Source organism: Anaerovibrio slackiae (assembly GCF_009695585.1).
In the GTDB taxonomy this organism is placed as follows: Bacteria; Bacillota; Negativicutes; order Selenomonadales; family Selenomonadaceae; genus Anaerovibrio; species Anaerovibrio slackiae.
Window position 1 is genome coordinate 54,944 of sequence record NZ_VUNR01000008.1, and the last position, 26,157, is coordinate 81,100.

Here is a 26,157-nt window from a genome sequence, read left to right on the forward strand (position 1 = left end):
AGCAACGCAACCTAGAAAAACAAAAACGTCTTCGGGTTCCCCAAAGACGCACAGGTATCACAATATGACAGTTATGCCGTCCGGTGCAGCTCGCTGGGGATGCCGCCCGCAAAATATAAAGGATATTAACTGCCACGCGATAGCATATCATAACTTTTCAAAAAATACAATACAAAACTGAAAAAAATAGTGTATAATATAGCAGTCTTCATAGAGGAGGTATGAAATATGGGCGAGTCCTTTAACATTTACGAATTTCTTAACATGATGAAAAACATCACGCCGGAGGAGCTGATGGATATGCTGCTGCTGCCCTTCTGCATCCTGCTGACTGCCCTGTGCATCGGGCAGTTTATTAACAGCCTGGTGGAGAACAGGCTGGCAAAGCATTTTGCCGACAGGGAGGAGATTTCACTCAAGTATATCCTGCTGAAGGCGGCACGTGGGCTGCCCCGGGCATGGATTGTGGGCTCCACCCTGTACTGGCTGATTAATTCCACCAGCCTCAAGTGGGCGGCAGTGGATTTGTTTTCCTATATATTGTCAGCATGGCTGAGCTTTACCCTGTTTCAGGTGCTGGCCAGGGCGGCAACTGGTTTTATTGAGTTTTATGCCCAGCGGAATGAGAACATTCCACAGACCAGTCTGCTGCCTAATATCGTCAATGTAGTTATCTATGCACTGGGCATACTGCTGATCCTCAGCGCTATGGGGATTTCGGTAGCCCCCCTCCTGACAGCCATGGGTATCGGCGGTATGGCCATCGCCCTGGGCTTGCAGGAAACCCTTGCCAATATCTGTGCTGGTATTTATCTCCTGATGTCCAAGCAGCTGAGCATTGATGATTATGTGCGGCTCAGTACCGGGGAAGAAGGCCGTGTAGCGGATATAACATGGCGGTTTACGACCATTATTGCCACTTCCGGCAATGCCATCGTGGTGCCGAACCAGAAGATTTCCAGCGCGATTATTACCAACTATTGCATGCCGGAGCCTGACATGACCATCAAGGTTCCCTGTGGTGTTGCCTATGACAGTGACTTGGACTTTGTGGAAAAGGTCACTGTGGAGGTGGCGGAGCAGGTGACGAAGGAGGTTGATGCCACCGTGACCAAGAAACCGGCAGTGTACTTCCACACCTTCAATGACAGCAGCATAGACTTCAATGTAGTGCTGCACTGCAGCCAGTTTGCCGACCAGTTCAGGCTGAAGCATGAGTTTATCAAGGCCCTGACCAGGCGTTATCGTCAGGAAGGGATAGAGATTCCGTTCCCGATTAGGACTGTCTACAACCACCGGGTAGAAAAACAGCAATAAATTTTCCCACAAAAAATATCGTATGGTGCGTTTCGGTGCATCATACGATATTTTTCTGTCAGCAGCAAAAGGCAGCTGGCGCCTTTTGCTGCCGGGGTATGATTTTTGCTTATGATGAGCTCATCAGCTCTCCAGGTGCAGGGTTTTCTTCATGGCAACGCTGCATGCCAGGTCACCCAGCACGTTGCAGCAGGTGGCGCCCATGTCAATCATGGTGTTGACGCTGATATATACCGCCAGGATACCGGCTGGCAGGCCGGCAATGGCGGACAGTGCCGCAAAGCTGGCGATGGCGGCGCCCGGCACGCCCGGGGTACCGATGGACAGCAGGGTGTTGCTGAGCATCACTACCACCATCAGCCCCAGGTTCACATCCACGCCGCAGGCGTTGGCAAAGAACACAATCATAAAGGACATGACGATGGATACCGCATCCATATTGATGGTGGCCCCCAGAGGCAGGGACAGGGAGGAAATCTCGTTGGGTACTCCCATCTTGTCCGCGCAGCTCTTGGCGATAGGCAGGGTGGCGGAGCTGGAGCAGGTGCCGAAGGCGTTGAGTGCTGCCGGCATGACAGCTCCGAAAAACTCCCGCAGCCCCATCTTGCCCACCAGCCGTACAATGCCGCCATATACGATAAGGATGTAGAGCAGCAGGGTGGTGTACAGGGCAATCATGACACCGGCAAGGGAAATAATGGTATCGGTGCCGTTTGCCACCACCACGTTGGCAATAGTGCAGAAGACGCCGATAGGGGTAAAGTAGATTACCACCCCCACCACCTTCAGGCAGATGGCGTTGACGGCCTCACAGAGCCGGACGAAGGGCTGGGCCTGCTCCTTGAGGGAGAGGCAGGCGATGCCCACGGCAACTGCGAAGACCAGGATTTGCAGCATGTTGCCCTCGGCAAAGCTGGCAATAGGGTTGGCCGGGATAAGGTTTTTGACCGTATCCAGCAGGCTGGTGAATTTCATTGCCTGCACTTCTGTTTCAGCCATGGTAATGGAAATGCCCTGGCCAACCCCCAGCATCATAGGCAGGAAAAGTCCCAGGAGGCTGGCCAGCAGGGTGGTGGTGCAAAAATACAGCAGGGACTGGAAGCCAACCCTGCCTGTGGCAGAAATGCTGCCAATGCCCTGAATGCCCGTAATCAGGGAGCAGAAGACCAAAGGATAAATCATCATCCTGAGGGCGTTCATATACAGGGAGCTGACTAAATCTACTGCCGGCAGCAGGAACTCAAACCGTCCCGGCACCAGCAGCCCGAAGACAATGCCCAGCAGCAGGCCAAGGAAGATGGCAAAGGTTAGGCCGGCACTGCCTTTTTTGGATAAACCGCTAGTTGACATACATACACCTCATTCATAAAAATAGCTAAATGGATAAAATATTTCATACTCCATTTTAATACTAAACATATATGTTGTCAATGAATGACTGATGTATACATAGAAAACTACTAGGGAAATGGGCATAAAGAAAAGCACAAAAAAGGCTGGAACCATGTTCCAGCCTCGAGCTATCAATTGGTGACGCGTAAGGGATTCGAACCCTTGAAGCCGCCGTGAGAGGGCGGAGTCTTAACCACTTGACCAACGCGCCAATGACAATAACTATATTACACTATATTTGAATTTATGTCAATAGCTTTTTTGAAAAAAGTTAATTTTTTGTGAGATGGCTTATTCTGTCAGCCCTGCACTTTGGCAAGTCCGGCCTGCAGGCGCCTGAAGGATTCCTCCCTGCCCAGGATGTACAGGATTTCCGTTACGCCGCCAGGGGTGACCTTCTGTCCGGACAGGGCGATGCGTGCCGGCCACATAAAGGTGCCCATCTTGATGCCTGACTCGGCAACGCCCGGCTGCAGCATGGCATCAATGCCCTCTGGCGTCCACTCCTGCACTTTTTCCAGGATGGAGATGACTGTCGGCAGGATTTCCGCTGCTTTCTCCGGGGTGACCTTGTTGCGCTTGTTGGCAAAGAGGTCAGTAGTGTAGTCAGGCAGCTGGCTGAAGAAGCCGATCTGCTCGCCTACCTGGTTGTAGCGGCTGACGCGGGTGCGAAGCAGGGCGGCCAGGTAGAGCCACTTTTCCTCGCCGATTTTCTCAGGCAGCTCTCCGGCAAAGGCCTTGGCACCGGCAGCAAAGTCAGCATCGCTCATGGCCTTGAAGTATTCACCGTTTACCCAGTCCAGCTTGTTGTAGTCAAATACCGCAGGGGATTTGCTGAGGCCGTCCAGATTGAACTTTTCAATCAGCTCGTCCATGGTGAAGATTTCCTGCTCGGACTTCGGGCTCCAGCCCAGCAGGGCTACGTAGTTGGTAATGGCCTCCGGCAGGTAGCCCATGTCCACCAGCTGGCTGAAGCCAGTGGCGCCGTGGCGCTTGGAAAGCTTGGAAACGGAGCCGTCCTCGTTCTTGCCCATTACAGGCGGCAGGTGGATGAAGGCAGGCGGCTCCCAGCCCAGGAACTGGTATAAAAGCACATGCTTCGGGGTGGAGGTGATGAACTCGGTGCCCCGGATGACATGGGTAATGCTCATGAGGTGGTCATCAATGACGTTGGCGAAGTTGTAGGTAGGCATGCCGTCCTGCTTCAGGATAACCTGGTCCTCCAGGGTTTCGTTCTGGAAGCTGATATGGCCGTGGACGGCATCGTTGAAGGCGGTCTCGCCGGTCAGCGGCATCTTCTGGCGGATGACATAAGGCCTGCCCTCTGCCAGGTACTGGTCGATGGTCTCCTGAGGCAGGTCGCGGCATGCCCTGTTGTAGCCGCCGAACGCCTTGGCATCCCCTGCCTCCTGGGCCTCGTGCTGTTCCTCGCTGGAATCACCGCAGAAGCAGCGGTAGGCATGTCCCCGGGCAATCAGCTCCTCGGCATACTTCTTGTAGATGTCCAGCCGCTGGCTCTGAATGTATGGGCCGCAGTCACCGCCGATGTCAGGTCCCTCGTTAGGCACGATATGGGCAGCGGCAAGGGTGCGGTTAATGAAATCCACGGCATCAGCTACGAAACGCTTCTGGTCGGTGTCCTCGATGCGCAGCAGAAAATCTCCGTCATTTGCCTTGGCAAAAAGATAAGCGTACAGCGCGGTACGCAGGTTGCCGATGTGCATGTAGCCTGTCGGGCTAGGGGCAAATCGGGTACGGATACGGTCACTCATGTTGAAAGCTCTCCTTTATAATATATGATATGCAAATAATTTTTCCTTCTCAAAGTGTAAACAAAATTGCAATTTGTGTCAAGGAATATAAGCAATTGGCAATACTGCATCTGACTATAAATCTGGCTATAGTAAAAATATCTTTATTGGCTATTTTAGTTATAGCCAAATGCGTATATAATTACAATCGTTCAAGGCTGACGGACAAACATAGAAAGACTATATGTAAACGTTATATACAGAAAGTTGTCAATATAGCGGTATGCAGAATGATGAAGGTGAGGATTTAATTATGAGCGAGCAGAAAACAGAGAATAGATATGAGCTGAACAAGCAGCTGGCACAGATGCTGAAGGGCGGCGTCATCATGGACGTTACCACTCCTGAGCAGGCAAGGGTTGCCGAGGCGGCAGGTGCCTGCGCTGTCATGGCGCTGGAGAGGATTCCGGCTGATATCCGCGCCGCAGGCGGCGTATCCCGCATGAGCGACCCGAAGATGATCAAGGGCATCCAGGAGGCTGTTTCCATTCCTGTCATGGCCAAGTGCCGTATCGGCCACTTTGTAGAGGCGCAGGTTCTGGAAGCTATTGAGATTGACTATATTGACGAGAGCGAGGTTCTCTCTCCGGCTGATAATGTTTATCATATTGACAAGCATCAGTTCAAGGTGCCTTTTGTCTGCGGTGCCAAGGATTTGGGCGAGGCACTGCGCCGCATCAGCGAGGGTGCTTCCATGATCCGCACCAAGGGCGAGCCGGGTACCGGCGATATTATTCAGGCTGTGCAGCACATGCGCAAGATTAATGCAGAGATTGCCCGGGTGGCTTCTTTGCAGAAGGATGAGCTTTTCGAGGCTGCCAAGGAGCTCCGGGTGCCTTATGACCTGGTGCAGTATGTGCATGAGAACCGTCGCCTGCCTGTAGTGAACTTTGCTGCCGGTGGCGTGGCAACTCCTGCTGATGCTGCCCTGATGATGCAGCTGGGTGCGGAGGGCGTCTTCGTAGGTTCCGGTATCTTCAAGTCCGGCAACCCTGAGAAGCGTGCGGCAGCTATCGTCCAGTCCGTTACCAACTACAGGAATGCTGACCTGATTGCCCGTCTTTCCGAGGATCTGGGCGAAGCAATGGTGGGCATCAATGAGGATGAAATCAGCCTGCTGATGGCAGAGCGCGGCAAATAAGAAGGTAAATTAAGACGATAAATAAGAAGGTGCTGTTTTATGAAAATAGCTGTTTTGGCTTTGCAGGGAGCCTTTATAGAGCATGAGAAGGTTTTGTCGGAGCTGGGGGCAGAGTGCATTGAGCTCCGCAATGCCGAGGATTTGCAGCAGGATTTTGATGCCCTGGTGCTGCCGGGTGGCGAAAGCACCGTGCAGGGCAAGCTCCTTAGGGAAAGCGGCATGTTTGAGCCATTGAAGGAGCGCATTGAGGCCGGGATGCCGGTTCTGGCTACCTGTGCCGGGATGATTCTGCTGGCTGACCATATTGCCGATGACGATACCCGTCATTTTGCCACTATCCCGATGACCGTAAAGCGCAATGCTTATGGGCGGCAGCTGGGCAGCTTCCACGCCTATGGGGAGCTGGAGACGGTAGGGCAGGTGCCTATGACCTTTATCCGGGCACCTTATGTGGTGTCCGTGGAGGATGGCGTCGAAATGCTGGCACAGGTGGATGGCCGCATCGTGGCAGTCCGCTATGGCAATCAGCTGGCCCTGGCCTTCCATCCGGAGCTGGATGCTGACCGGCAGGTGCACAGCCTCTTTACGGAGATGGTGGAGGCATACCTTCATGGCAGCCAGCAGCGCCATAGTGCCTGAGTTGTGCTTGCTTCGGCATTGCTATGGTGTTAGGGCTGTACTTCTTTCAGCAGTGCAATAAAACAGGAAATATGTATTATAAAAATGGGACTTTGCGTTTATTGCAGAGTCTTATTTTTTACCCAAAAGATCTAAATTAATTTAAAGTAATAAAACATCTAGCTTGAGTATTGAATTTTAAAACTGATAGTGCTATACTTTAATCGTAATTGTCAGAATATTTATAGGGAGATGATTAAATTGCGATTTGATTCAGTCAGGCAGCGGCTAGTAATGCTGTTTGTCCTGCTAAGTGCGGTGGCGACCGTATCAGTAGGTGGCTATTTTATCTTTTCGATTATTGAGCAGAATGAGGAGGCATCCGCCAGCTATCGGACTATGATGGAGGACGCCTTTGACAGGGAAATCAAGCTGCAGACAGAGGGGCTGGTGTCCTCCCTGAACGGTATTTATGAGGAGCAGAAGGCAGGTGCCCTGACCGAGGAGCAGGCAAAGAAGCTTGCCATTGCCACTATCAAGGCGAACCGCTATGATAACGGCAAGGGATACTTTTTTGCTGATGACAAGGCAACAGGGGTCTGCGTAGCTCATGCCACCCTCGGGGCGAAGGTAGAGGGCAAGCGGCGCATTGATGACAAGGACAGCCATGGGGGCTCCTATATGCAGGAGATTTTCAAGGCAGCAACCAGCAGCCCGGAGGGGGGCTACTCCAATTTTTATTTCCCGAAGCCGGGAGAAACGGAGGATTTGCCGAAGCGGGGCTATTCCATGGAGTTTAAGCCTTATGGGTGGATTATCTGCACAGGTACCTGGACTGATTATATTGATGCTGCCGTGGCGGAGCATGAGGCAAAGGCTGATGAGGCGCTGTGGCATCAGATTGCGGTATCCGTGGTGCTGCTGATTGTTTTGGAGGCGTTGATTATCCTCTGGGGCATGAATCTGGCTGCCGGTTTTGCCAAGCCTATCGGCAGTGCTACAGCTGCGCTGGAGCAGTTTGCAGCCGGGGATTTCAAGTCAGATTTGCAGCATCTGGACGGGAGCCGCAGCGACGAGCTGGGAGCTATGGCAAGGGCACTGAAAACGGTGCAAAGCTCCATGCACGAGCTGGTTAAGCATGTGCAGGCATCGGCTGACCAGGTGGCAGGCCATGCAGGGCAGCTGACAAATATCTCGGAGCAGTCGGCTCAGGCAAGCACCCAGTCGGCCGGGGCGATTACAGGTGTGGCTGAGGCGGCAGCAGGTCAGCTGGAGGCCGTTAATTCCGCGGTGGCAGCCCTGGAAAGGCTGTCTGCTGGCATGCAGGATGTTGACGAGGATGTCAAAAAGAGCGTGGAGCAGACAGAGATGGCACGGCAGGCTTCCCATGATGGCAGCCAGGTAATCAGCCAGGCCCTGGGCGGCATGAAGGCGCTGCAGCAGGCGGTGGCAGATTCGGCACGGGTGGTCAACCAGCTGGGGGAGCGTTCCCATACCATCGGGGAGATTACGGATACTATTACCGGCATTGCGGGCCAGACAAACCTTTTGGCGCTGAATGCTGCTATTGAGGCAGCAAGGGCCGGGGAGGTAGGCCGCGGCTTTGCCGTAGTGGCAGAGGAAATCAGGAAGCTGGCGGAGCAGTCCCAGGATGCTGCCAGCCGTATTGCGGCTCTTATCGGCGAAATTCAGCAGGATACCCAGTCGGCTGTAAACAGCATGGTGAAGGGCAAGGCAATGACGGATGATGCCCTGAAAATGGCAGAGGATGCAGGAGCTGCCTTTGACCATGTGGACGGGGCTGTGGCACAGGCTGCGGAGAAGTCCAACGAGATTGCAGACATGGTTCAGGAAGCCACAGACCATACGCGGAAAGTATTTGAAGCGGTGGAAAAGGTGCGCGACATGAGCAGCAAGATTTCTGATGATTCCCAGAGCGTTTCGGCAGCCACTGAGGAGCAGTCTGCTTCTGAGGAAGAAATGGCGGCCGCCTGCCAGCAGCTTTCCCGTATGGCGGAGGAGCTGGCCGAGGGCATCCACAAATTCAGGGTGTAATTTTGCCTGGCCGGTGTAAAGTTACGGCAGCAAAACAACGATATAGTGTATGTGGGGCTGGTGCAGCTTGTCTGCGCCAGCTTTTTTATTTTATTCTTTGTGTTTTTAAGGAGTATGCTGTTTGAAGAACAACACCTTGGAGATTGCAGCCTGACCGGAAGGTCGGACTACAATTGAAGTAATTTGCACTTGGTATTTGTATAAGGCCTTCCGATGGATTTTTGGCAGGGAGCCTTTTGGTGGCTGATGAGCAGCCAGAGGCTTCTTTGTGTTAGTGTGCTTAATTTGCGAAAATCGTCAGGAGGAAAAACAATGAGCAAGAATTTTATCCATAATAATGACCGTATTAATGGAAGTAATGGTGGCCATAGCAATAGTGAACGGATGAGCATCGGGAAATTTGTTAATGGCAATAACAGGGTAATTATCCGTCATGAGCGGCAGGATGAGCAGCGGCAGGTGGAAAGCCTGGTGCGGGAGTCCTTTTGGAACGTGTATCGTCCCGGCTGTCTTGAGCATTATGTGCTGAACCAGCTGAGGCAGGATGAGGCGTTTGTGCCGGAGCTGAACTTTGTTATGGAACTTGAAGGCGGGCTGATCGGTCAGGTTATTTTCATGAGGGCGGAAATCAAGGCTGATGATGGCAGGAGCATTCCCATCATGACCATGGGGCCTATCTGCATTGCGCCTGAATACAAGCGGCAGGGCTATGGGAAAATCCTGCTGGATTACGGTTTTCAGCAGGCAAAAGCTTTGGGGGCCGGTGCCCTTTGCTTTGAGGGAAATATTGACTTTTACGGCAAGAGCGGCTGTGTGGAGGCGTCAGAGTACGGCATCCGCTATCATGGTCTGCCAGATGGGGCGGATGCCTCGTTTTTCCTGTGCCGTGAGCTGATTCCGGGCTATCTGGAGGGGATTGCCGGCGAATACGCCACCCCGAAGGGGTATTTTGTGGATGAGGCAGAGGCTGAGGAGTTTGACAGGCAGTTTCCGCCAAAAGAGAAGCTGAAGCTGCCGGGGCAGATTTTCGGCTGAGAGGATAGTTTGTAAATGGCCTTGCAAATCCTGCAAGGGAATAGGTGTAATTCAAAAAGGCTCACGGCGAAAAAGCCGTGAGCCTTGTGTCTTCAATGGCGGAGAGAGGGGGATTCGAACCCCCGGTGGTTATTAGCCACACCTGATTTCGAGTCAGGCACCTTCGACCACTCGGACACCTCTCCGCATTATGTGTTTATACTGGCACAATAATGCCAGCTAAATTATTATATACTAAAACGCAGAAAAATGAAAGTATTTTCTGTGGGCTTTGCCTGGTAATTAGTTATACTCGTATAGTGTGGCATTATGCTTATTTGGGAGGGGATATAATTTCGGGCAAATAGCTAAATGATATGCAATATTGAGACAATATAATATTATCTTACAGATGTAATAAAAAGCTTAACAGTTACTATCATGCACTTTCAAGTGACAAGCTTGCCAATACCAAAATTCGCCAGATGCTAGCAAGCACATTCTTAATTCAATTAATGATTTTCATGGTGAGGTAAAATTGGGAAAATACGAGGCGAAATTTAAAATAAGCCGCAGGAATCTGCAGCTTATTGACGGACTTATTGAGTTAGAGCAGGGCAAGGTACTGAGTATAATCTGATTTTGGGATGCCGATGGCTTCCATGGCTTTTTCGGCTGACCAATGAGTGTTCTTCATAAGATTCTTTATAGAATCCAGTTTGCTGGTTGCCGCTTTTTCTTCGGCTTTAACTCTGGCAGCTTCAGATTCAGCTCTGGCGGCTTCAGCTTTGGCAAGCTCCGCCTTTGCCTCTGCCATTCTCTCGGCAACATATTCTTCTACGATATTGCACATTTTGCATACCTCCTCGTCAAGAGATTTTAGATGTTTCATTTTGTCCGCTAAAAGCCTGGAGTGCATTTTTGCCGGGTCGGCATTCTGAAAATCCTGCATGAGCCTGCCCAGGGGTGTGTCGGATTTGTTTTCGCCATTGACATAGATGATGTGAGCCATGTCGTCAAACTTTACGCCCAGCTCATTGATATGCCTGTCAATGTGGTAGATGGGGAGGCCGTATCCCAGCACATCCTTTGCGGTAATGAAGATCACATATGTCTCTGGCAGGTCATCGAAGTCATCGCCTGCTTTCAGATGCCGCAGATCCAGCATATCAATGTTGTACCTGGCTCTTTTGGGAGCAGCTCCGCTGCTGACATTCTGCACCTCAAAGTTGTATTCGTTGCCGTACTGGTCGATGGCCAATACATCGAAGCGGACACCGCGCCCATAAAGGTTGGGAACAGCATACTGAGTTTTTACGCTGATGACCTTCAGGTCATGCCGTTCCATGATGATGTTCAGGACATACTGCATGGCAGCGGTATCGTCTTCCATGAAGCAGTTGAAGAAAATGTCATCCATCAGCGTCATGGCCTGAACTCTGGCTATCAGCCGCTGCCAGTGTGCATCATCTTTGGGGAGTAATGGTGAATTAGCGTTATTATTTACCGTTTTCAATCCTTTCACCGCCTTCATTATAACATGAAATGTATCTATTTTTCTACTATGGGAATTTGACAAATGTGGGAATTGGATGAATAACTATGGAAGTTATTAATGAGAGCAAATTTTCATTACATACATTCTAACATATAAATGTTTGCAAATCAAGAGTTTTTTCTTGAGGATAATTTAATTTTTTCGCAAAAGTAAGGGGAAAAGCCATTTTCTAATTGACATTAATTCTCTATTATTCTATAATATGGTCACGGTATAAATATAACAATTTTTACATTATTGGACGGTTTTCTATAACTAAAAAATCATAATGGAGGCTGAGTATTATGAGTGAAAAGACTTTTCCTTTATCCAAGGAACAGCTGGAGGCAGTGATTGCCAAGTACCCGACACCTTTTCATATTTATGACGAAAAGGCTATCAGGAACAATATCCGCAAGTTGCAGGCGGCATTCAGCTGGGCTCCGAAGTTTCAGGAGCATTTTGCCGTGAAGGCAGCCCCGAATCCGCGGCTGATTCAGGTGCTGGCAGAGGAAGGTGCCGGGAGTGATTGCAGCTCATTGCCTGAGCTGCTTTTATCCAAGGCGGCAGGCGTAGTAGGGGAGGATATCATGCTGACCTCTAACGATACTCCTGCGGACGAGTTCCAGAAGGCTATTGAGCTGGGGGCTATCATCAACCTGGATGATATTTCCCATATTGAGTATCTGGACAAGCATGCCGGTATGCCACAGTGCATGTCTTTCCGCTACAATCCTGGTAATCTGATTGAGGGCAACGATATTATTGGCAAGCCTACTGAGGCGAAGTACGGCGTTACCTATGACCAGATTTTTGAGGCGTACAAGCTGGCGCAGGCAAAGGGCGTTAAGCGTTTTGGCCTGCACACCATGGTTATTTCCAACGAGCGCCGCACCGAGGGCTTTATTTACACGGCAAAGCTCATGTTCAATCTGGCTGTGGAAATCAAGAACAAGCTGGGCATTGAGCTGGAGTTTGTCAATCTGGGGGGCGGCGTAGGCATTCCGTATCGTCCGGAGGAGGAGCCTGTTGACCTGGAGGCTGTAGGCAAGGGCATCCAGCAGGCATACAATGAAATCCTGGGTACTGCGGGGCTGACCAATATCGCCATCAAGATGGAAAGCGGCCGTGCCATGACCGGTCCTGCCGGATGGCTGGTGTCTACTGTCCTGCATGAGAAAAAGACCTACAAGGACTATATCGGCCTTGATTCCTGCATGGCAAATCTCATGCGCCCTGCCCTCTATGGCGCATATCATCACATCACTATCTCCGGCAAGGAAAATGCCCTGTGCGACCACATTTATGATGTGACCGGCTCCTTGTGCGAGAACAATGACAAGTTTGCCATTGACCGCAAGCTGCCGAAGATTGATATCGGTGACCGCATTATCATCCATGATGCCGGTGCCCACGGCCATGCTATGGGGTTCAACTATAATGGCAAGCTGAGAAGCGCGGAGCTTTTGCTGCATGAGGATGGCAGTGTGGAGCTTATCCGCCGTGCCGAGACTAACGAGGATTACTTTGCTACGTTGACAGGCTTCGACGGAGCTATAATGTAAAAATAAATTTGCTGCCGCTGTGTTTTTGAGATAATCAAGGCACAGCGGTATTTTTCTGCCACAATTTTTTTAAAAATTATGTAATGCTTTTCCCTATGCCGCGTATAAGGATTGCAAGAAGGAATTCCGCTAAGAGATTAAAATATTTGTGAGGATGTAAACGGGAAAGGATGATTTTTATGTTGAAGAGCATGTTTGAGGGACGTATGGGCAGGGGAAGGTATATCAGGAATTGCCTGCTGGCAGCTGTGGTGACCTTTTTTGCCTTTTTGGCAGTAGAGGGGGCTGCTGTAGCCATGTATGGTGAGGAAGTTTTTAGTAATACGCTCAATCAGCAGCTGATGATACTGATTTTTGCAATTGCCGAGCTGGTTACCTTCAGCTTCGATGTGCGCCGCCTGCATGATTTGGGCAAGGGTGGCAAGTGGCTGCTTTTGCCAATATTGCCTGTGGTGTCCGGCGTTATCAGCCTGGAAATCAGCAGCAACCTGGTACTGGAGATTGTTAATTGCTCTGGGTATGTACTGTTCCTGGCATTGGCTGTGCTCAAGGGGCAGGAACAGGAAAATGCTTACGGCAGCCCTTGCTGAATACGATACTGGCAGATAACGATAGATGTTTTTTGTAGTCCCTGTGTGTGGTGATATGCCCTGCACAGGGGCTTTTTTCTGTGCAAGTGGGTATACTCATTTGCAATATGACTGCAAAACAGGTATCATTGATGTAGAATAAAAATAGTAACGGGAGATAATGCAAGGTGCGTTTATTTATAGCGGAAAAGCCCAGCATGGGGCGTGAGATTGCGGCAAATCTGCCGGGGCCTCAGCGGAAGGGCAATGGGTTTATCGAGACGGCGGCAGGCACGGTGACGTGGCTTTTTGGCCATGTGCTGAGGCAGGCGGAGCCACAGGAATACGATGCAAAATACAAAATCTGGCGGGCGGAGGATTTGCCCATCGTGCCTAAGAAGTGGCAGCTTCTGGTATCGGAGAGCAGTGCCAAGCAGTTTGCCGTGGTGCGGCAGCTCATCAGCCAGGCTGATGAAATCGTCCATGCCGGGGACCCGGACCGGGAGGGGCAGCTGCTGGTGGATGAGGTGCTGGAATACGTGGGCTGTGACAAGCCGGTGCGGCGCATCCTCCTGAATGCCCTGGATGAAAAGAGCATCAAGGAGGCAATCAGCAATTTGCGGCAGAATGGGGAGTTTTTCAATCTCAGGCAGTCGGCACTGGCAAGGGCAAGGGCTGACTGGCTGATTGGCATGAATCTGTCCCGGGCCTATACCCTGGCTGCCCAGCGGTCAGGCCACCGCAATCTGGTGCTGCCGGTGGGGCGCGTCAAGACCCCGACGCTGGCGCTGGTAGTGCGCCGGGAGCGGGAGATAGAGAATTTCAAGCCCCAGGATTATTACACCATCAAGGGGCTTTTTCAGCATGCCAACGGGCAGTTCTCTGCCCAGTGGAAGCCAAAGGATATTCAGGCAGGCCTGGACCCGGAGGGCAGGCTGATTGATAAGAAGATTGCCGAGGCGAAGCTGGCAGAGTTTTCTGAGAGCCCCAATGATGGCGTGATTTCCGGCTACACCAAGGCAAAGAAGCAGGAGCCACAGCGGCTGCCATTTTCACTGTCGTCCTTGCAGGTGCTGGCAGGCAGGCGGTTTGGCTATGAGCCTCAGCAGGTGCTGGACACGGCTCAGAAGCTCTACGAGCAGAAGCTGACCACCTATCCACGTTCCGACTGTGAATACCTGCCGACAAATCAGTTTAAGGATAGCGCAGTTATCCTGCAAAATTTGCAGGGGCTGGCTCATGAGCAGCTGGCTGCCTGGGCGGCAGGGGCGGATAGCAGAATAAAAAGCCGTGCCTGGAACGACAAGAAGATTTCGGCTCATCACGCCATTATCCCCACCCGTGTCAGGGCGGATTTGACGAAGCTGAGCATTGTGGAGCGCAATATTTATTTTTTGATTGCCCAGGCGTATCTGGCGCAGTTTTATCCTGTCCACACCTACTATCAGACCAAGGTGGAGGTGACCTACAAGGATGAGCTGTTTGCTGCCAGCGGCAGGACGGAGATTGATTTGGGCTGGAAGGCTCTTTATACCTATAAGAAAAAAGCCGGGGATGCAAATAATGCTGGCGGCACGGATAATGCCGATGGCAGTGATGATGACAATAACGAGAATAGCGAAAATAATGATAACGGCGAGAATGGTGACAATGGTGCCGATGGCAATGCCCTGCCGCCCATGAAGAAAAATGACGGCGTGCAGTATTTGTCCGGCGAGCTGGGGCAGAGTGTTACCAAGCCGCCAAGCCGTTTTACCCAGGCGACATTGATTGCTGCCATGAAGGATATTCATAAATTCGTGCAGAACCCGGAGGCCAAGAAGCAGCTGAAGGCGGTATACGGCATAGGCACGGAGGCTACCCGGGCAACTATCCTGGATGAGCTGATTCACAAGCGGAAGCTGCTGACGGAAATGGGCAAGAAGAAGTATCTTCAGCCTGCCAAGTCGGCCTATATGCTGATTGATGCCATGCCGGAGGAGCTGGCCTATCCGGATTTTACGGCAATCTGGGAGGACAGGCTGCACTCAATGGCAGAGGGGGAGGGCTCTCTTGACGAGTTTCTGCAATCCCAGGTGGACTTTACCACTAGCCTGTGCCAAAAGGCGAATGGCACCAGCCTGGCGGCCGAGGGGCAGATACGCTGTCCTCGTTGCAATATTGGCGTTATGAAGAAGCGTCATGGCAGAAATGGCGATTTCTGGGGCTGCAGCAATTATCCCCGCTGCCGTATGAGCTGTGATGACAAGGAGGGCAAGCCTGACTTTGAGGGCACCAGGAGGCGGCAGGGAGCTTATGGAAGCTATGCAGCTAATTCTGCTAACCTTGTTGATGCTGCTTCTGATGATTTTGATTTGGGCAATCCTTATATGAGTGATGAGGAAATGGAAGCTTTTTCCAGAGAATTTTTGCGTTAGTGTGGAGGTAGAAGTAAGATTTGGACGATATTACGACGATTATCATCAAGCTGATATTGGTAGTTTTACTGGTGCTGATGAATGGGTTTTTCGTGGCAGCAGAATTTGCAGTGGTGAAAATCCGCAGCTCCCGCCTGGAAACCATGATAAATGAGGGCAATAACCGGGCGGTGTACGCCAAAAAGCTCACTGACCATCTGGATGTGTCCCTGTCCGTCACCCAGCTGGGTATTACATTGGCATCCCTTGGCCTTGGCTGGCTGGGCGAGCCTACGGTCAGTCATGTGCTGGAGCCGGTATTTGTGTATTTCGGGCTGAGTGGCGCCCTGGCTACTACCATTTCCTTTGCCATCGCTTTCGGGCTGATTACGGCAATGCATATTATCTGCGGCGAGCTGATTCCGAAAAATCTGGCTATCCAGAAGGCGGAGGCGGTGACGCTGAATATTGCCGTGCCTATGCTGCTCTTTCAGAAGGTGATGTATCCTTTTGTGTGGTTTTTGAACCATGTGGCCAATTATACGGCAGAAAAGCTGGGGATTCCGGTGGAAACGGAAAGCGAAAATCCTGCCCACACGGAGGAAGAAATCCGCATCCTCATGGAGGAAAGCCACAAGAAGGGCTATATTGACAAGACGGAGCTGGATTTTGTGGACAATGTCTTTGATTTTGCCGACAGGAATGTGCGTGAAATCATGATACCCCGTACCGACATGGTGTGCCTGTATACGGAGGATTCCTTCGATGAGAATATTCAGGTGGCAGTGTCTGAGCACATGACCCGCTATCCTGTGTGCCGTGAGGACAAGGACGATATTATCGGCTTTTTGCACATCAAGGATTTGATGGGCTATCTGTACAAGAGACGCCGCCCAAGGCTCAGGCAGCTGGTGCGGAAGGCACTGATTGTGCCGGAGACCATGAAAATCAGCATGCTTTTGAAGATGATGCAGCGTGACCGCTCCCAGCTGGCTATTGTGGTGGATGAGTATGGCGGTACGGCTGGCATGGTGACCATTGAGGATATTATTGAGGAAATCGTGGGTGAGATTCAGGATGAGTTTGACCAGGAGAGGCCGCTGGCGGAAAAGCGGGATGAGTGCCTGTACTCCATTGATGCCAAGCTGCTGCTGGAGGAAGTCTGCGATATTCTGGAGATGGATATCGAGGCGGATAATATCGATACCATAGGCGGCTGGCTCTACAACAACGTCCAGTCACCGCCAAGCATCGGCATGAAGGCCAGCTGGAACGGCAGGGATTTCTTCGTGGAGGAAATGGACAATTTGCGCATTACCAGAATTTTGGCGAAGCTGCCGAAGCCTTTGGCAGAGGAGCATGACGAAATTGTGGATATGACGGAAAACGGCCAAAAGGATGAAAATGCAGCAAAGCAGTAAAATAAATTATGCGTTATTGCATGAAGGCGGAAAATAGAAATTATAGTAAATTTTAGTAAATTATAGCGGGGGCAGGGGCAATGGTTCTGACAGTGGAGGATTTGGGCAAAAGCTATGGCGAGAAAGCCCTTTTTAGTCATGTAAATCTCAATATCAACGAAGGGGACAAAATCGGTATTGTGGGCATCAACGGCACCGGCAAGTCCACTTTCCTGCGGACTGTGGCAGGAAGGCTGGCGGCGGATACCGGCAGCATGGTGACTATGCGCAACCTGCGCATCAGCTTCTTGGAGCAGTCCAAGGAGTTTGAGGCTGGCAATACGGTGCTGATGGAGGCATTCAAGGATGACAGCCCCCTGATGCAGGCACTGCGGAATTATGAGTCTGCGCTGGCAAAAAGTGAGGCAGGGGACACCTCGGAGGAGGTGCAGAAGCTTCTGGTGAAGGCATCGGGGCAGATTGATGCCCTGAATGGCTGGAGCATGGAGAGCGAGGCCAAGAGCATCCTCACCCATCTGGGCATAACGGATTTTGAGGCGAAGGTGGAGAGTCTTTCCTCCGGACAGCAGAAACGGCTGGCACTGGCTACGGCACTTATCCAGCCCTGCGATTTGCTGCTTCTTGATGAGCCTACCAACCATCTGGACAGCGAGACTATCGGCTGGCTGGAGGAATACCTGGCCAGTTGGAAGGGCTCACTGCTGATGGTTACTCATGACCGTTATTTTTTGGACAGGGTGGCCAGCGGCATATTGGAATTTGACAAGGGCAGGACATATAGCTATCAGGGGAATTATTCCGAGTTTTTGGAGCTGAAGGCGGCGCGGATTGAACGTGAGGAAGCCGGGGAGCGGAAGCGGCAGAATTTCCTCAGGAATGAGCTGGCATGGATTCGCCGGGGCGCCCAGGCACGGTCTACCAAGCAGAAGGCCCGCATTCAGCGTTATGAGCAGGTCAGGGACCAGAAGGTGGATTTGGAGCGGAACAAGGTGGAAATCGGCCTTGCCGGGAGCCGCCTGGGGCGGAAGATTATTGAGCTTGACCATGTGGGCTATGAATGGGAAGGCAAAACATATATCAGGGATTTGACCTATACTGTGCTGAGGAATGACCGCATCGGCATTTTGGGCGGCAATGGCACTGGCAAGTCCACCCTGCTGAATATTATTGCCGGGCGGCTGCAGCCTACCAGCGGCAGCGTGGATATCGGCCAGACCGTGAAGATTGGCTATTTTGCCCAGACCAATGCAGAGATGGACGGCAGGCTGCGTGCCAAGGAGTATATTCAGGAAGCGGCCCATTATATTACCATGGCGGATGGCACTAAGCTGTCCGCAGGGCAGCTGATGGAGCGTTTTTTGTTTCCGCCGGATTTGCAGTATACGGAGGTTGCCCGCCTGTCAGGCGGTGAAAAGCGCCGTCTTTACCTTTTGCGGGTGCTGATGGAGGCTCCTAACGTGCTGCTTCTTGATGAGCCTACCAATGATTTGGATTTGGAAACCATGGGTATCCTGGAGAATTTTATTGAGGATTTCAACGGGGCGATAATTTTTGTGTCCCATGACCGCTTCTTTACTGACCGCATGGCAAAAAAGGTTTTTGTCTATGACAAAAATGACTTTGGCAAAATCAATTTTTATGTGGGCGGCTATAGTGATTACAAGGCGAGGGCTGAGGCAGAGGAAAAAGCGGCTGCTAAAGCCGCTTTGAACAGTCCGGGCAATAAAAAACAGCAGGGCACAGATATGGCAGCTTCTGCTGAGAAGAAGCCTGCCCAGAAGGAAAAGACCCAGAAAAAAGGGCTTACCATGTCTGAGAAGCGTGAATATGGCGAGATTGAGGCGATTATTGCCAGCAAGGAAGGGGAGCTGAAGGGCATCCACTACCAGATGGAATTATATGCGGCAGATTATAGCAAAATCAGCGAGCTGACCAGGGAGGAAACCAGGGTTTCTGCCGAACTGGAAAAGCTGATGGAACGCTGGGCATATCTGGAGGAAAAGGCGGAAGAAGGGTGATATGCAAAAGTAGCTGGCAAAAAATGTCCAATTTGTTATTGCAGTTTAGGGGAAAAAATAGCTGGCAAAAAAATGCGGCAGGTAAAAATCAGCTGTGGAAGAAATGTGAAGTGTCAAAATGAATGGGGGGACGGACATGGAGTCGAAGAAAGTGCTGAACTTTTATAAGGCACTGGCAAATCTCAGGGAAATTGAGGCACAGGAACCGCCTTATGATACTGTTACGGAAACTGGCATGGTTGCCCTGTATGGAATATGTTTTGAGCAGGCATGGAAGGCCATGAAGGACAGGCTGGAGTTTTCAGGTTATGCAGAGCAGAAGCTGGATTCACCAAGGGCTGTTATTAAACTGGCATATCAGGTGAATATGCTGGCTGATGAGCAGCTTTGGCTGGATGCGCTGCAGGCACGTAACAATGTAGCTCATTCTTATAATGAACAGATTGCCTTGGGAATTATTGCAGACAGCAAGTCAAAATTTATTGCTATGTTTGAGGTGTTAAAACGGGAAATAGAAGAAAATTGGGTGTGATATAAATGGATTTGCCGGAAAAAGTGCGCCTGGGGATTGTTGACCTGGCAAAAAAATATGATATTGACGAGGTAATTCTGTTTGGCTCCCGGGCAAGAGGTGACAACAAGCCCCGCAGTGATGTGGATTTGGCAGTGCGTGGCGGCAATATAACCTGCTTTTCCCTTGATGTGGATGAAGAAATTCCTACTCTGCTGATGTTTGATGTAGTAAATCTTGATTGGGCTGTCCAGCCTGAACTGCTGGAGGAAATTGCCAGGGATGGCGTAGTTTTGTACAGTCGGTGATGAAGGGCAATAGATTAGTCGGTGTCTACTTATTTATTAGGTACGTCAGATGATTTGTGATAAGTATATAGGTTCTAAAATATTTTGCAAAAAAGCATCATTTGTGGTAAGATTTTGTTAGAAGATATGTTGCAATAGTTTTGTTGGGCATACTGGGATGGTGATGGTGTAATGTGCGAAATTATCGAGAAATATAAAGCTGAGGGCAGAATTGAGGGACTTTTGAAAATGGCTGTTTCGCTGTGGAAAAAAGGCAAGCTCACTGAGCAGGAAGCGGCGGATGAGGCCGGTATCAGCTTGGAAGAATTTAAAAAAGCTGCCACATCTGGTATCGTTGTATAAAAAGAAAAATGGTGGTGCTGAGTATGAGTTATAAGGCCAGAATTCGCGAAGATGCCATGCGCCTTAATCCGATGGATGATGCCATGTTTCAGAAAATGGCGGAGGATGTGGCGTTTCCCCAGGAAATTTTGCAGGTGATATTGTCTGATAAGGCTTTGCAGGTGCTCGAAAATGTTCCGCAGTTTTCATTAAAGAATATGCAGGGGCGTTCTTGTATACTGGATGTCAGGTGCCTGCTGAGTGATGGCCGCATCGTCAATATAGAGGTTCAGAAAGCGGATGATGATGACCATCAGCGCCGGGTGCGGTATAATGGTTCCCTCGTGACCACCAACATTACTGAGCCCGGGGATAAATTTAAGGATGTGCCTGATGTAATAATTATCTTTATATCCAAGTTTGATGTTTTCAAATCCGGTAAAGCCCTGTATCATGTAGACCGGGTGATTCGTGAAACAGGAGAGCTGGCGTATAATGGCTTTTCTGAGATTTATATCAATGCAGAGGTTAATGATAATTCTGATGTGGCAAAGTTGATGGAAATCTTCACTAAGGATGAAGTATATGATGACGTCAAGTTTCCTGCGACTTCCAGTCGCAAGCGTTTGTTCAAGCACACTGAGGAAGGAGTGAGCGCAATGTGTGAAATTATTGAGAAATATAAGGCTGAAGGTATGGCACAGGGCATGGCTATGGGCAGAGCCGAGGGCAGAATTGAGGGCAGAGCCGAGGGCAGAGCCGAGGGCAGAATTGAGGGACTGCTGAAAATGGCAGTTTCGTTGTGGAAAAAGGGCAGGCTCACTGAGCAGGAAGCGGCGGATGAGGCTGGCATCAGCTTGGAAGAATTTAAAAAGGCTGCAGCTGGTGCAACCATCTAAAAAATAAATGTTATTTTTAGCACTTGCGTTATTGTAATAATAGCGTAGGTGCTTTTGTTTTGTAGTAAAAGGACATAATGTGTCTGTGGTAGTGTGTATTATACTATGTTGTATGAAACTGTTTATCAAAATAAATGTGAATTCAATATGATAAATGCTTAAATTGTGTAAATTTTATTTGAATAGCAGGATTTTCGCTGTTTATGTTGGTATTGAATAATCTGGAGTAAATAGAGTATAATATCCACGAGCATTGTCTCCTTTGATGGTAATGGTTTGTGGTGAACCCATTATACTTCATTTTGGAGGTCAATGCTCTTTTTATTTGCAAACTTTCAATAAATCAATGTTTTGAGGTATTTTTGAATTATAAAAACGGGTAGTTTTTGACACTACCATAATTTATCAGAGAGACATAATATGTACTTCTGCCTGTATATAATGTACCTATAAAAATTATTTTTAGTTCACTATATACATGGGAGGCGGATTATTATGGGCTGGTTTGAGGATTTTTTTGATGATACCTTGGATGTGGTGGCTGATGCTGTAGTGGGTGTTTCCAGTGCGGCGATTGATACTGCGGTCAAGGCACGTCAGGCAGGAGTTGTGTTTCCTCCGGGGGAAGCTGTAGCGGATTTTTGGGATGTGGATATGGATGATGCGGTATCCGCTGCTGAAAATCAGGGGCAATACCTGCATGATGAGGATGCTGATACGGATGAGGAAATAGGTGAATATGTGTTAGAGAAAGACGATGGGCTGGTCGAAGCTATATCGGATTTGGAGAATGAAACAGGTAAAAACCAGTAAACTTGTAAAAAAATAAATTTGAAAAATGCAGCCGTGCTTTCGCGCAGGCTGCATTTTTCATGGAGTTTACGGAACAAATTGTTTCTATACATAGATATTATATTTTTTAGAATGTTTATTGCACTTCTTAATTAGAAAGATTATAATTAGATTAGAAAAGATTATTATGGTTATAACCGTGCAATTTTTACCAATCCAAGCCTGAGAGGGGGAGATGTGGATGCCATTACGGGAAAGTGATACTGTGGAATTAAAAAGAGAAGTAGTTCCTGATATTTGCAAAGAAGTTATTGCTTTGGCGAATACAAAGGGAGGAACGATATACATAGGCATAGCAGATGATGGTGATATAATTGGGGTTCATGATGCAGATGCAGTGATGCTGCAGGTTAATAATATGGTAAGGGATGCCGTCAAGCCAGATGTGACCATGTTTGTCAGTTATGATGTGGAGGATATGGATGGCAGGCAGGTAATCAGGATTGGTGTGCAAAGAGGGACAAACAGACCGTATTATCTAGGCAGTAAAGGGCTGAAGCCAAGCGGTGTATATGTAAGGCATGGTACATCTACTGATCCGGCTACTGACAGCGCCATACGGCAAATGATAAAGGAGTCAGATGGCGATAGCTATGAAGCCATGCGTTCCTTGGAGCAGGAGCTGACTTTTACCTGCGCAGAAAAAGAATTTGCCAGGCATGGTATGGAATTGGGGCATGCCCAAATGAAAACGTTGGGCATGCTTACTCAGGAGAATATTTTTACCAATGCGGCGTATCTGCTTTCTGACCAGTGTACGGTGTCTATCAAGCTGGCGACTTTTGCAGGCTCAGGCAGATTGGAGTTTCAGGACAGGCGGGAGTGCAGCGGCTCTCTCTTTACCCAGCTGGAGAAGGCTTATGCCTACATTGATATGCACAACAAAAATCGTTCATCTTTTCAGGGGCTGTATCGCATTGATACAAGGGACTATCCGGAGGAGGCCCTGCGGGAAGCACTGCTGAATTGCTGTGTACACAGGGATTATGCCTTTAGTGCCAGCACGCTGGTAAGTATTTTTGAAGACAGGATTGAGTTTGTATCTGTAGGCGGACTGGTGGATGGTATTGAATTGGAGGATGTATTGCTGGGGTTGTCTGTATGCCGCAATCCCAAGCTGGCTGCTATATTTTATCGCCTTGACCTGATTGAGGCTTATGGCACGGGGCTGAGGAAAATCATGCAAGCCTACGATAAGGCTGAACGCAAGCCGCAATTTCAGGTTACGGGCAACGCATTCAAAATCATTTTGCCAAATACATCTTCCTCTGCAATGGCAGGTGAAACAGTCTGTGAAAACTCTGCTGGTATAAGCATGCTGTACTCGGCTATGGATAAGCCGGAAACAACAGTTATGAACATGCTGGCTGCACGGGGGACGATTGTCAGGAGCGAGGTTGAGCAGCAGCTGGGCATCAGTCAGGCCAGTGCTATCCGTCTGCTGAAGTATATGAGCGAAAATGGGCTGATAAAGCGTGTGGGGCGTGGCAAGTCAACGCGGTATATCAAATAAGGGATGCTATTTCAGTTCCTTGATGGTAGCTGCAATAGTTTTGGCGGCATGGCGCAGCTCGTCCTCCGTATGGGTTGCCATGAGGGCTGCCCGGAGCATGGCATGATTTTTTGCCACGGTCGGGTAGCGGATGGCGGAGATATAGATGTTTTTCTGGCGCAGGGCAGCGGCGGCCTTGAGTGCCAGTTCTTCATCGTGGAGGATAATAGGCACAATGGCGGTTTCGCTATCTGCCTCGATGCCATGTGTCTGCAGCTCCTGGCAGAAAATGCGGGTATTTTGCTGTAGTGCCTGTGCCATCTCCGGCTGCTCCGTCAGAAGCTGCAGTGCCTGCTTGGCGGCGGCAAGTACCGCTGGTGCCAGGCTGGTGGAAAAAATGTAGCTGCGGGCCGTATTTCTGAGATAATCAATCAGCAACTGGCTGCCGCAGGCATAGCCGCCTTCTGCGGCAAGGGCTTTGGACATGGTGCCCATGAGAATGTCAGGCATTTCTGCCAAGCCGAAATGCTCCGTGATGCCCCGGCCTGTTCTGCCGAGAACCCCGGTGGAGTGCGCCTCGTCCACCATAGTCAGCACATGATATGTTTTTGCCAGCTCCATGATGCGGGGCAGGTTGGCAATATCCCCGTCCATGCTGAACACGGCATCGGTGACAATCAGGCCCTGGCAGTCGGCATATTCCTGTAGCTTTGCTTCTAAGTCTGCCATATCATTGTGTGCGTAAATCACGGTTTTGGCATGGCTCAGGCGGCAGCCATCAATGATGCTGGCATGGTTCTTTTCATCGCTGAAAATAATGCTGTCCTTGATGCCCATGGCGGAGATAATGCCCACATTTGCCATATAGCCAGTATTAAAGATAATGGCCGCTTCGGTTCCTTTGAAGTGTGCCAGATCCCGTTCCAGCTGGTTGTGCAGAGGCAGGGTGCCGGTGGTCAGACGGGAGCCGCCGGAGCCTGTGCCGTAGATTGCTGCGGCATTTTGGGCAGCGGCTATGACATCTGGATGGTCGATGAGCCCAAGGTAATCATTGGAGGCCAGCATCAACTGCTCCTGGCTGTTGCAGGTAACGTGTGCTGCCTGGGCGGAGGAAATTTCCGTGGTGGTGCGGTAAAGATGGCGATTTTTTTTCTCTGCCAGAATATCTGCGTATACCTGCCAGGGATTTTTGGGGCTGTTTTCTTTTAATGTGCCCTTTTTTATATTTTCTTCGGGATGTGATGTGGCATAGCTTGGAATGGATGACAGCACCGGCTTTTCTGGCACATTTCGCACCAGTACATGCTGCTGTTGCAGGTAGCGGATGCATTCTGCTACCTCCTCGCGAGGCCCCCGGTACAGGAAAATCCGTCCCCCGTCAGGGCAGCCCATAGGCTTTAACTTGGTAATCCTCATATATCCCTTGCTGCGGGTGGCGATATAGCCTGTTACATAGTCCGGGTCATCTGACATGCAAAGCTCGGCGATAATATGAGGCGCGGAAATAACCTTGCTGGCAAGGACGATGGCTTCCTGAAAATGATTTTTGCAGTCGGAGGCGCTGCGGCTGGCAGAATGCTCTGCATCCATGTAGGTGGCGCGGATGCCCCGTGCATGGTCAGGTTCCAGCCGTTCCAGGATATCTGCATCCAGTAGCATGGCACCCCGCATGCTGTAGGTATCCTTGAACATGGACATGATTTTTTCGGCTTTTTCCGGGGAGATGCCAACTTCTGTCAGTCCCTCTGCCATGGCTTTTCTTCCCTCGTCTGCGGTGGTTGCCTCATAGGTGGACACCGGCAGGGCGTCAATGTATTGCAGGTCATCCGGCTGGATTTCTTCGATTTTCAGATTGATAAAATCAGCCTTGCCTTTGGCATGGTGCAGGGCTCTTTGCAGCAGGGCATCCATCTGTGCAGTCAGCTCGGAAGCCCTCAGTATTTTTTCTGCGCCCGAAACATGCTCCTGTGTACCGTTTTCGTGCCTGCTGGCACGCATTTTCAAGCTGTAAATTGACATGGCAATTCCCCTCTTTATTGTTTCTCTTATTATGTTCCTGCTTTTGCTTTTGCTTTTGTTGCTTTGTGTCGCAATAATCAATTGTATGATGATTTGCCACTATCTGTAGGTGTATTTCATATACTTATGATAGGTATTTTTGAGCAAATTGTCAACTGAAATAAAATAACAAGTTGACAATGGTTAACCAAAATATTATGCTTTAGTTAACGCATTTGTCAAACGATAATAGAGGAATATTGCTATTCAATTGGTTGGAGAGGAGTTTATGTTATGAAGAAACCATTTTTAAAATCGTCAGATATTACGGATATTGCCATGCTGGCAGCTCTTTTGACAGTAGCCGGGGCAATCAAGCTGCCAAGCCTGCTGCCGGGGCTGGAATTTCAGATTTCGGCACCTTTGGCTGTGGCTATTTGCTTCGTTTTTGGGTTCAAGAAATATATTTTGGTGGGAATTTTATCCAGTGCTATCAGCCTGGCACTGGGCACTCATAATTTATTTAATGTGGCGATTGCCATGCAATTTCGTTTGATGGTGGGGCTGGTATATGTGCTGTGCGGCAAGCATTATTGGTCCATTGCCCTGGCTGGCCCGATTGGCACCTTTACAGCCAGGATTACCCTTGGCCTGGTATTGGGCAAAGGGGTATGGGCACTGGTGGCAGCTGCCCTGCCAGGTATGGTGTTTACCTTCATTACAGCACCATTTATGGTAAAGCTGCTGCAGCGCATCAGCCAGTCACGGCATGCAATTGTGCAGTAAATTTAGTTTTTTATTGGGCTGAATTGTTATCTAGGGCATATAATTAATGGGCATTGGATTCGTGCAAATAATCCTCTGCCCAGTTTTTTATGTCGTCAAAAACTGAAATTAGAGCATGCCCGGCTTCGTTTAGCAA

General features: G+C 49.9%; 21 protein-coding genes and 2 tRNA genes. 17 read left to right on the forward strand and 6 right to left on the reverse strand.

Annotation, left to right across the window (positions count from 1 at the left end):
* The first annotated feature begins 228 nt into the window (after positions 1-228).
* Positions 229-1,317 carry a mechanosensitive ion channel family protein gene (locus FYJ84_RS05790; protein ID WP_235901367.1) on the forward strand — a complete coding sequence of 363 codons (1,089 nt, stop codon included), beginning with the start codon at positions 229-231 and terminating at the stop codon, positions 1,315-1,317.
* Positions 1,318-1,440: 123 nt separating this feature from the next.
* Here FYJ84_RS05790 and FYJ84_RS05795 read toward each other — a convergent pair whose 3' ends face one another.
* The 3 genes from FYJ84_RS05795 to gltX all read right to left on the reverse strand — a co-directional run bounded on the left by FYJ84_RS05795 (position 1,441) and on the right by gltX (position 4,481).
* On the reverse strand, positions 1,441-2,667 hold the full coding sequence (locus FYJ84_RS05795; protein WP_154406649.1) for a dicarboxylate/amino acid:cation symporter: 1,227 nt from the start codon (positions 2,665-2,667) through the stop codon (positions 1,441-1,443).
* A 178-nt stretch (positions 2,668-2,845) separates the two neighbouring features.
* Positions 2,846-2,920 (reverse strand) — tRNA-Glu (locus FYJ84_RS05800).
* A gap of 88 nt (positions 2,921-3,008) precedes the next feature.
* Positions 3,009-4,481, reverse strand: coding sequence for a glutamate--tRNA ligase (gene gltX / locus FYJ84_RS05805; protein WP_154406650.1), 1,473 nt, complete (start codon positions 4,479-4,481; stop codon positions 3,009-3,011).
* Positions 4,482-4,773: 292 nt separating this feature from the next.
* Between gltX and pdxS the strand changes: the two genes are divergently transcribed.
* The 4 genes from pdxS (at position 4,774) to FYJ84_RS05825 (ending at position 9,369) form a co-directional block, all read left to right on the forward strand.
* Entirely contained in the window at positions 4,774-5,661 is an 888-nt protein-coding gene (pdxS, locus tag FYJ84_RS05810) for a pyridoxal 5'-phosphate synthase lyase subunit PdxS (RefSeq protein WP_154406651.1), read from the forward strand.
* A 39-nt stretch (positions 5,662-5,700) separates the two neighbouring features.
* Positions 5,701-6,300, forward strand: coding sequence for a pyridoxal 5'-phosphate synthase glutaminase subunit PdxT (gene pdxT / locus FYJ84_RS05815; RefSeq protein ID WP_154406652.1), 600 nt, complete (start codon positions 5,701-5,703; stop codon positions 6,298-6,300).
* Positions 6,301-6,540: 240 nt separating this feature from the next.
* On the forward strand, positions 6,541-8,334 hold the full coding sequence (locus tag FYJ84_RS05820) for a methyl-accepting chemotaxis protein (protein ID WP_205764114.1): 1,794 nt from the start codon (positions 6,541-6,543) through the stop codon (positions 8,332-8,334).
* Between the two features lie 312 nt (positions 8,335-8,646).
* Positions 8,647-9,369, forward strand: coding sequence for a GNAT family N-acetyltransferase (locus tag FYJ84_RS05825; RefSeq protein ID WP_235901368.1), 723 nt, complete (start codon positions 8,647-8,649; stop codon positions 9,367-9,369).
* Positions 9,370-9,465: 96 nt separating this feature from the next.
* Here the strand turns inward: FYJ84_RS05825 and FYJ84_RS05830 are convergent.
* Together FYJ84_RS05830 and FYJ84_RS05835 are read right to left on the reverse strand one after the other, a co-directional pair.
* A tRNA-Ser gene (locus tag FYJ84_RS05830) sits at positions 9,466-9,554 on the reverse strand.
* Between the two features lie 401 nt (positions 9,555-9,955).
* On the reverse strand, positions 9,956-10,864 hold the full coding sequence (locus FYJ84_RS05835) for a PD-(D/E)XK nuclease family transposase (protein ID WP_205764115.1): 909 nt from the start codon (positions 10,862-10,864) through the stop codon (positions 9,956-9,958).
* Positions 10,865-11,190: 326 nt separating this feature from the next.
* Here FYJ84_RS05835 and FYJ84_RS05840 point away from each other — a divergent pair, with 326 nt between their 5' ends.
* From FYJ84_RS05840 to FYJ84_RS05890, 11 genes are all read left to right on the forward strand, one after another.
* A complete protein-coding gene (locus tag FYJ84_RS05840; protein ID WP_154406655.1) occupies positions 11,191-12,450 on the forward strand; it encodes a diaminopimelate decarboxylase family protein in 1,260 nt (419 codons plus the stop codon).
* Between the two features lie 179 nt (positions 12,451-12,629).
* Entirely contained in the window at positions 12,630-13,040 is a 411-nt protein-coding gene (locus FYJ84_RS05845) for a DUF805 domain-containing protein (RefSeq protein ID WP_205764116.1), read from the forward strand.
* A gap of 167 nt (positions 13,041-13,207) precedes the next feature.
* Positions 13,208-15,436, forward strand: a complete 2,229-nt coding sequence (locus FYJ84_RS05850) for a DNA topoisomerase III (protein WP_328596342.1) — start codon at positions 13,208-13,210, stop codon at positions 15,434-15,436.
* Between the two features lie 20 nt (positions 15,437-15,456).
* A complete protein-coding gene (locus FYJ84_RS05855; RefSeq protein WP_154406657.1) occupies positions 15,457-16,836 on the forward strand; it encodes a hemolysin family protein in 1,380 nt (459 codons plus the stop codon).
* A gap of 80 nt (positions 16,837-16,916) precedes the next feature.
* Positions 16,917-18,854: an ABC-F family ATP-binding cassette domain-containing protein gene (locus FYJ84_RS05860; protein WP_154406658.1), complete on the forward strand. Its 1,938-nt coding sequence runs from the start codon at positions 16,917-16,919 to the stop codon at positions 18,852-18,854.
* A gap of 136 nt (positions 18,855-18,990) precedes the next feature.
* Positions 18,991-19,386, forward strand: coding sequence for an HI0074 family nucleotidyltransferase substrate-binding subunit (locus FYJ84_RS05865; protein WP_154406659.1), 396 nt, complete (start codon positions 18,991-18,993; stop codon positions 19,384-19,386).
* Positions 19,387-19,391: 5 nt separating this feature from the next.
* Positions 19,392-19,673 (forward strand): nucleotidyltransferase family protein, encoded by a 282-nt coding sequence (locus tag FYJ84_RS05870; protein WP_154406660.1) that lies wholly within the window; start codon positions 19,392-19,394, stop codon positions 19,671-19,673.
* 171 nt (positions 19,674-19,844) lie between these two features.
* On the forward strand, positions 19,845-20,015 hold the full coding sequence (locus tag FYJ84_RS05875; RefSeq protein ID WP_154406661.1) for a hypothetical protein: 171 nt from the start codon (positions 19,845-19,847) through the stop codon (positions 20,013-20,015).
* A 23-nt stretch (positions 20,016-20,038) separates the two neighbouring features.
* On the forward strand, positions 20,039-20,893 hold the full coding sequence (locus FYJ84_RS05880; RefSeq protein WP_154406662.1) for an Rpn family recombination-promoting nuclease/putative transposase: 855 nt from the start codon (positions 20,039-20,041) through the stop codon (positions 20,891-20,893).
* A 495-nt stretch (positions 20,894-21,388) separates the two neighbouring features.
* Positions 21,389-21,706 carry a hypothetical protein gene (locus FYJ84_RS05885; protein ID WP_154406663.1) on the forward strand — a complete coding sequence of 106 codons (318 nt, stop codon included), beginning with the start codon at positions 21,389-21,391 and terminating at the stop codon, positions 21,704-21,706.
* Between the two features lie 220 nt (positions 21,707-21,926).
* On the forward strand, positions 21,927-23,258 hold the full coding sequence (locus FYJ84_RS05890) for an RNA-binding domain-containing protein (RefSeq protein ID WP_154406664.1): 1,332 nt from the start codon (positions 21,927-21,929) through the stop codon (positions 23,256-23,258).
* Between the two features lie 6 nt (positions 23,259-23,264).
* Here the strand turns inward: FYJ84_RS05890 and bioF are convergent, their stop codons facing one another.
* The gene (bioF, locus tag FYJ84_RS05895; RefSeq protein ID WP_154406665.1) at positions 23,265-25,256 is read right to left on the reverse strand and encodes an 8-amino-7-oxononanoate synthase; all 1,992 of its coding nucleotides are present in this window, start codon (positions 25,254-25,256) and stop codon (positions 23,265-23,267) included.
* Positions 25,257-25,529: 273 nt separating this feature from the next.
* Here bioF and FYJ84_RS05900 point away from each other — a divergent pair, with 273 nt between their 5' ends.
* Positions 25,530-26,021 carry a hypothetical protein gene (locus FYJ84_RS05900; RefSeq protein WP_154406666.1) on the forward strand — a complete coding sequence of 164 codons (492 nt, stop codon included), beginning with the start codon at positions 25,530-25,532 and terminating at the stop codon, positions 26,019-26,021.
* Positions 26,022-26,157: the final 136 nt, after the last annotated feature.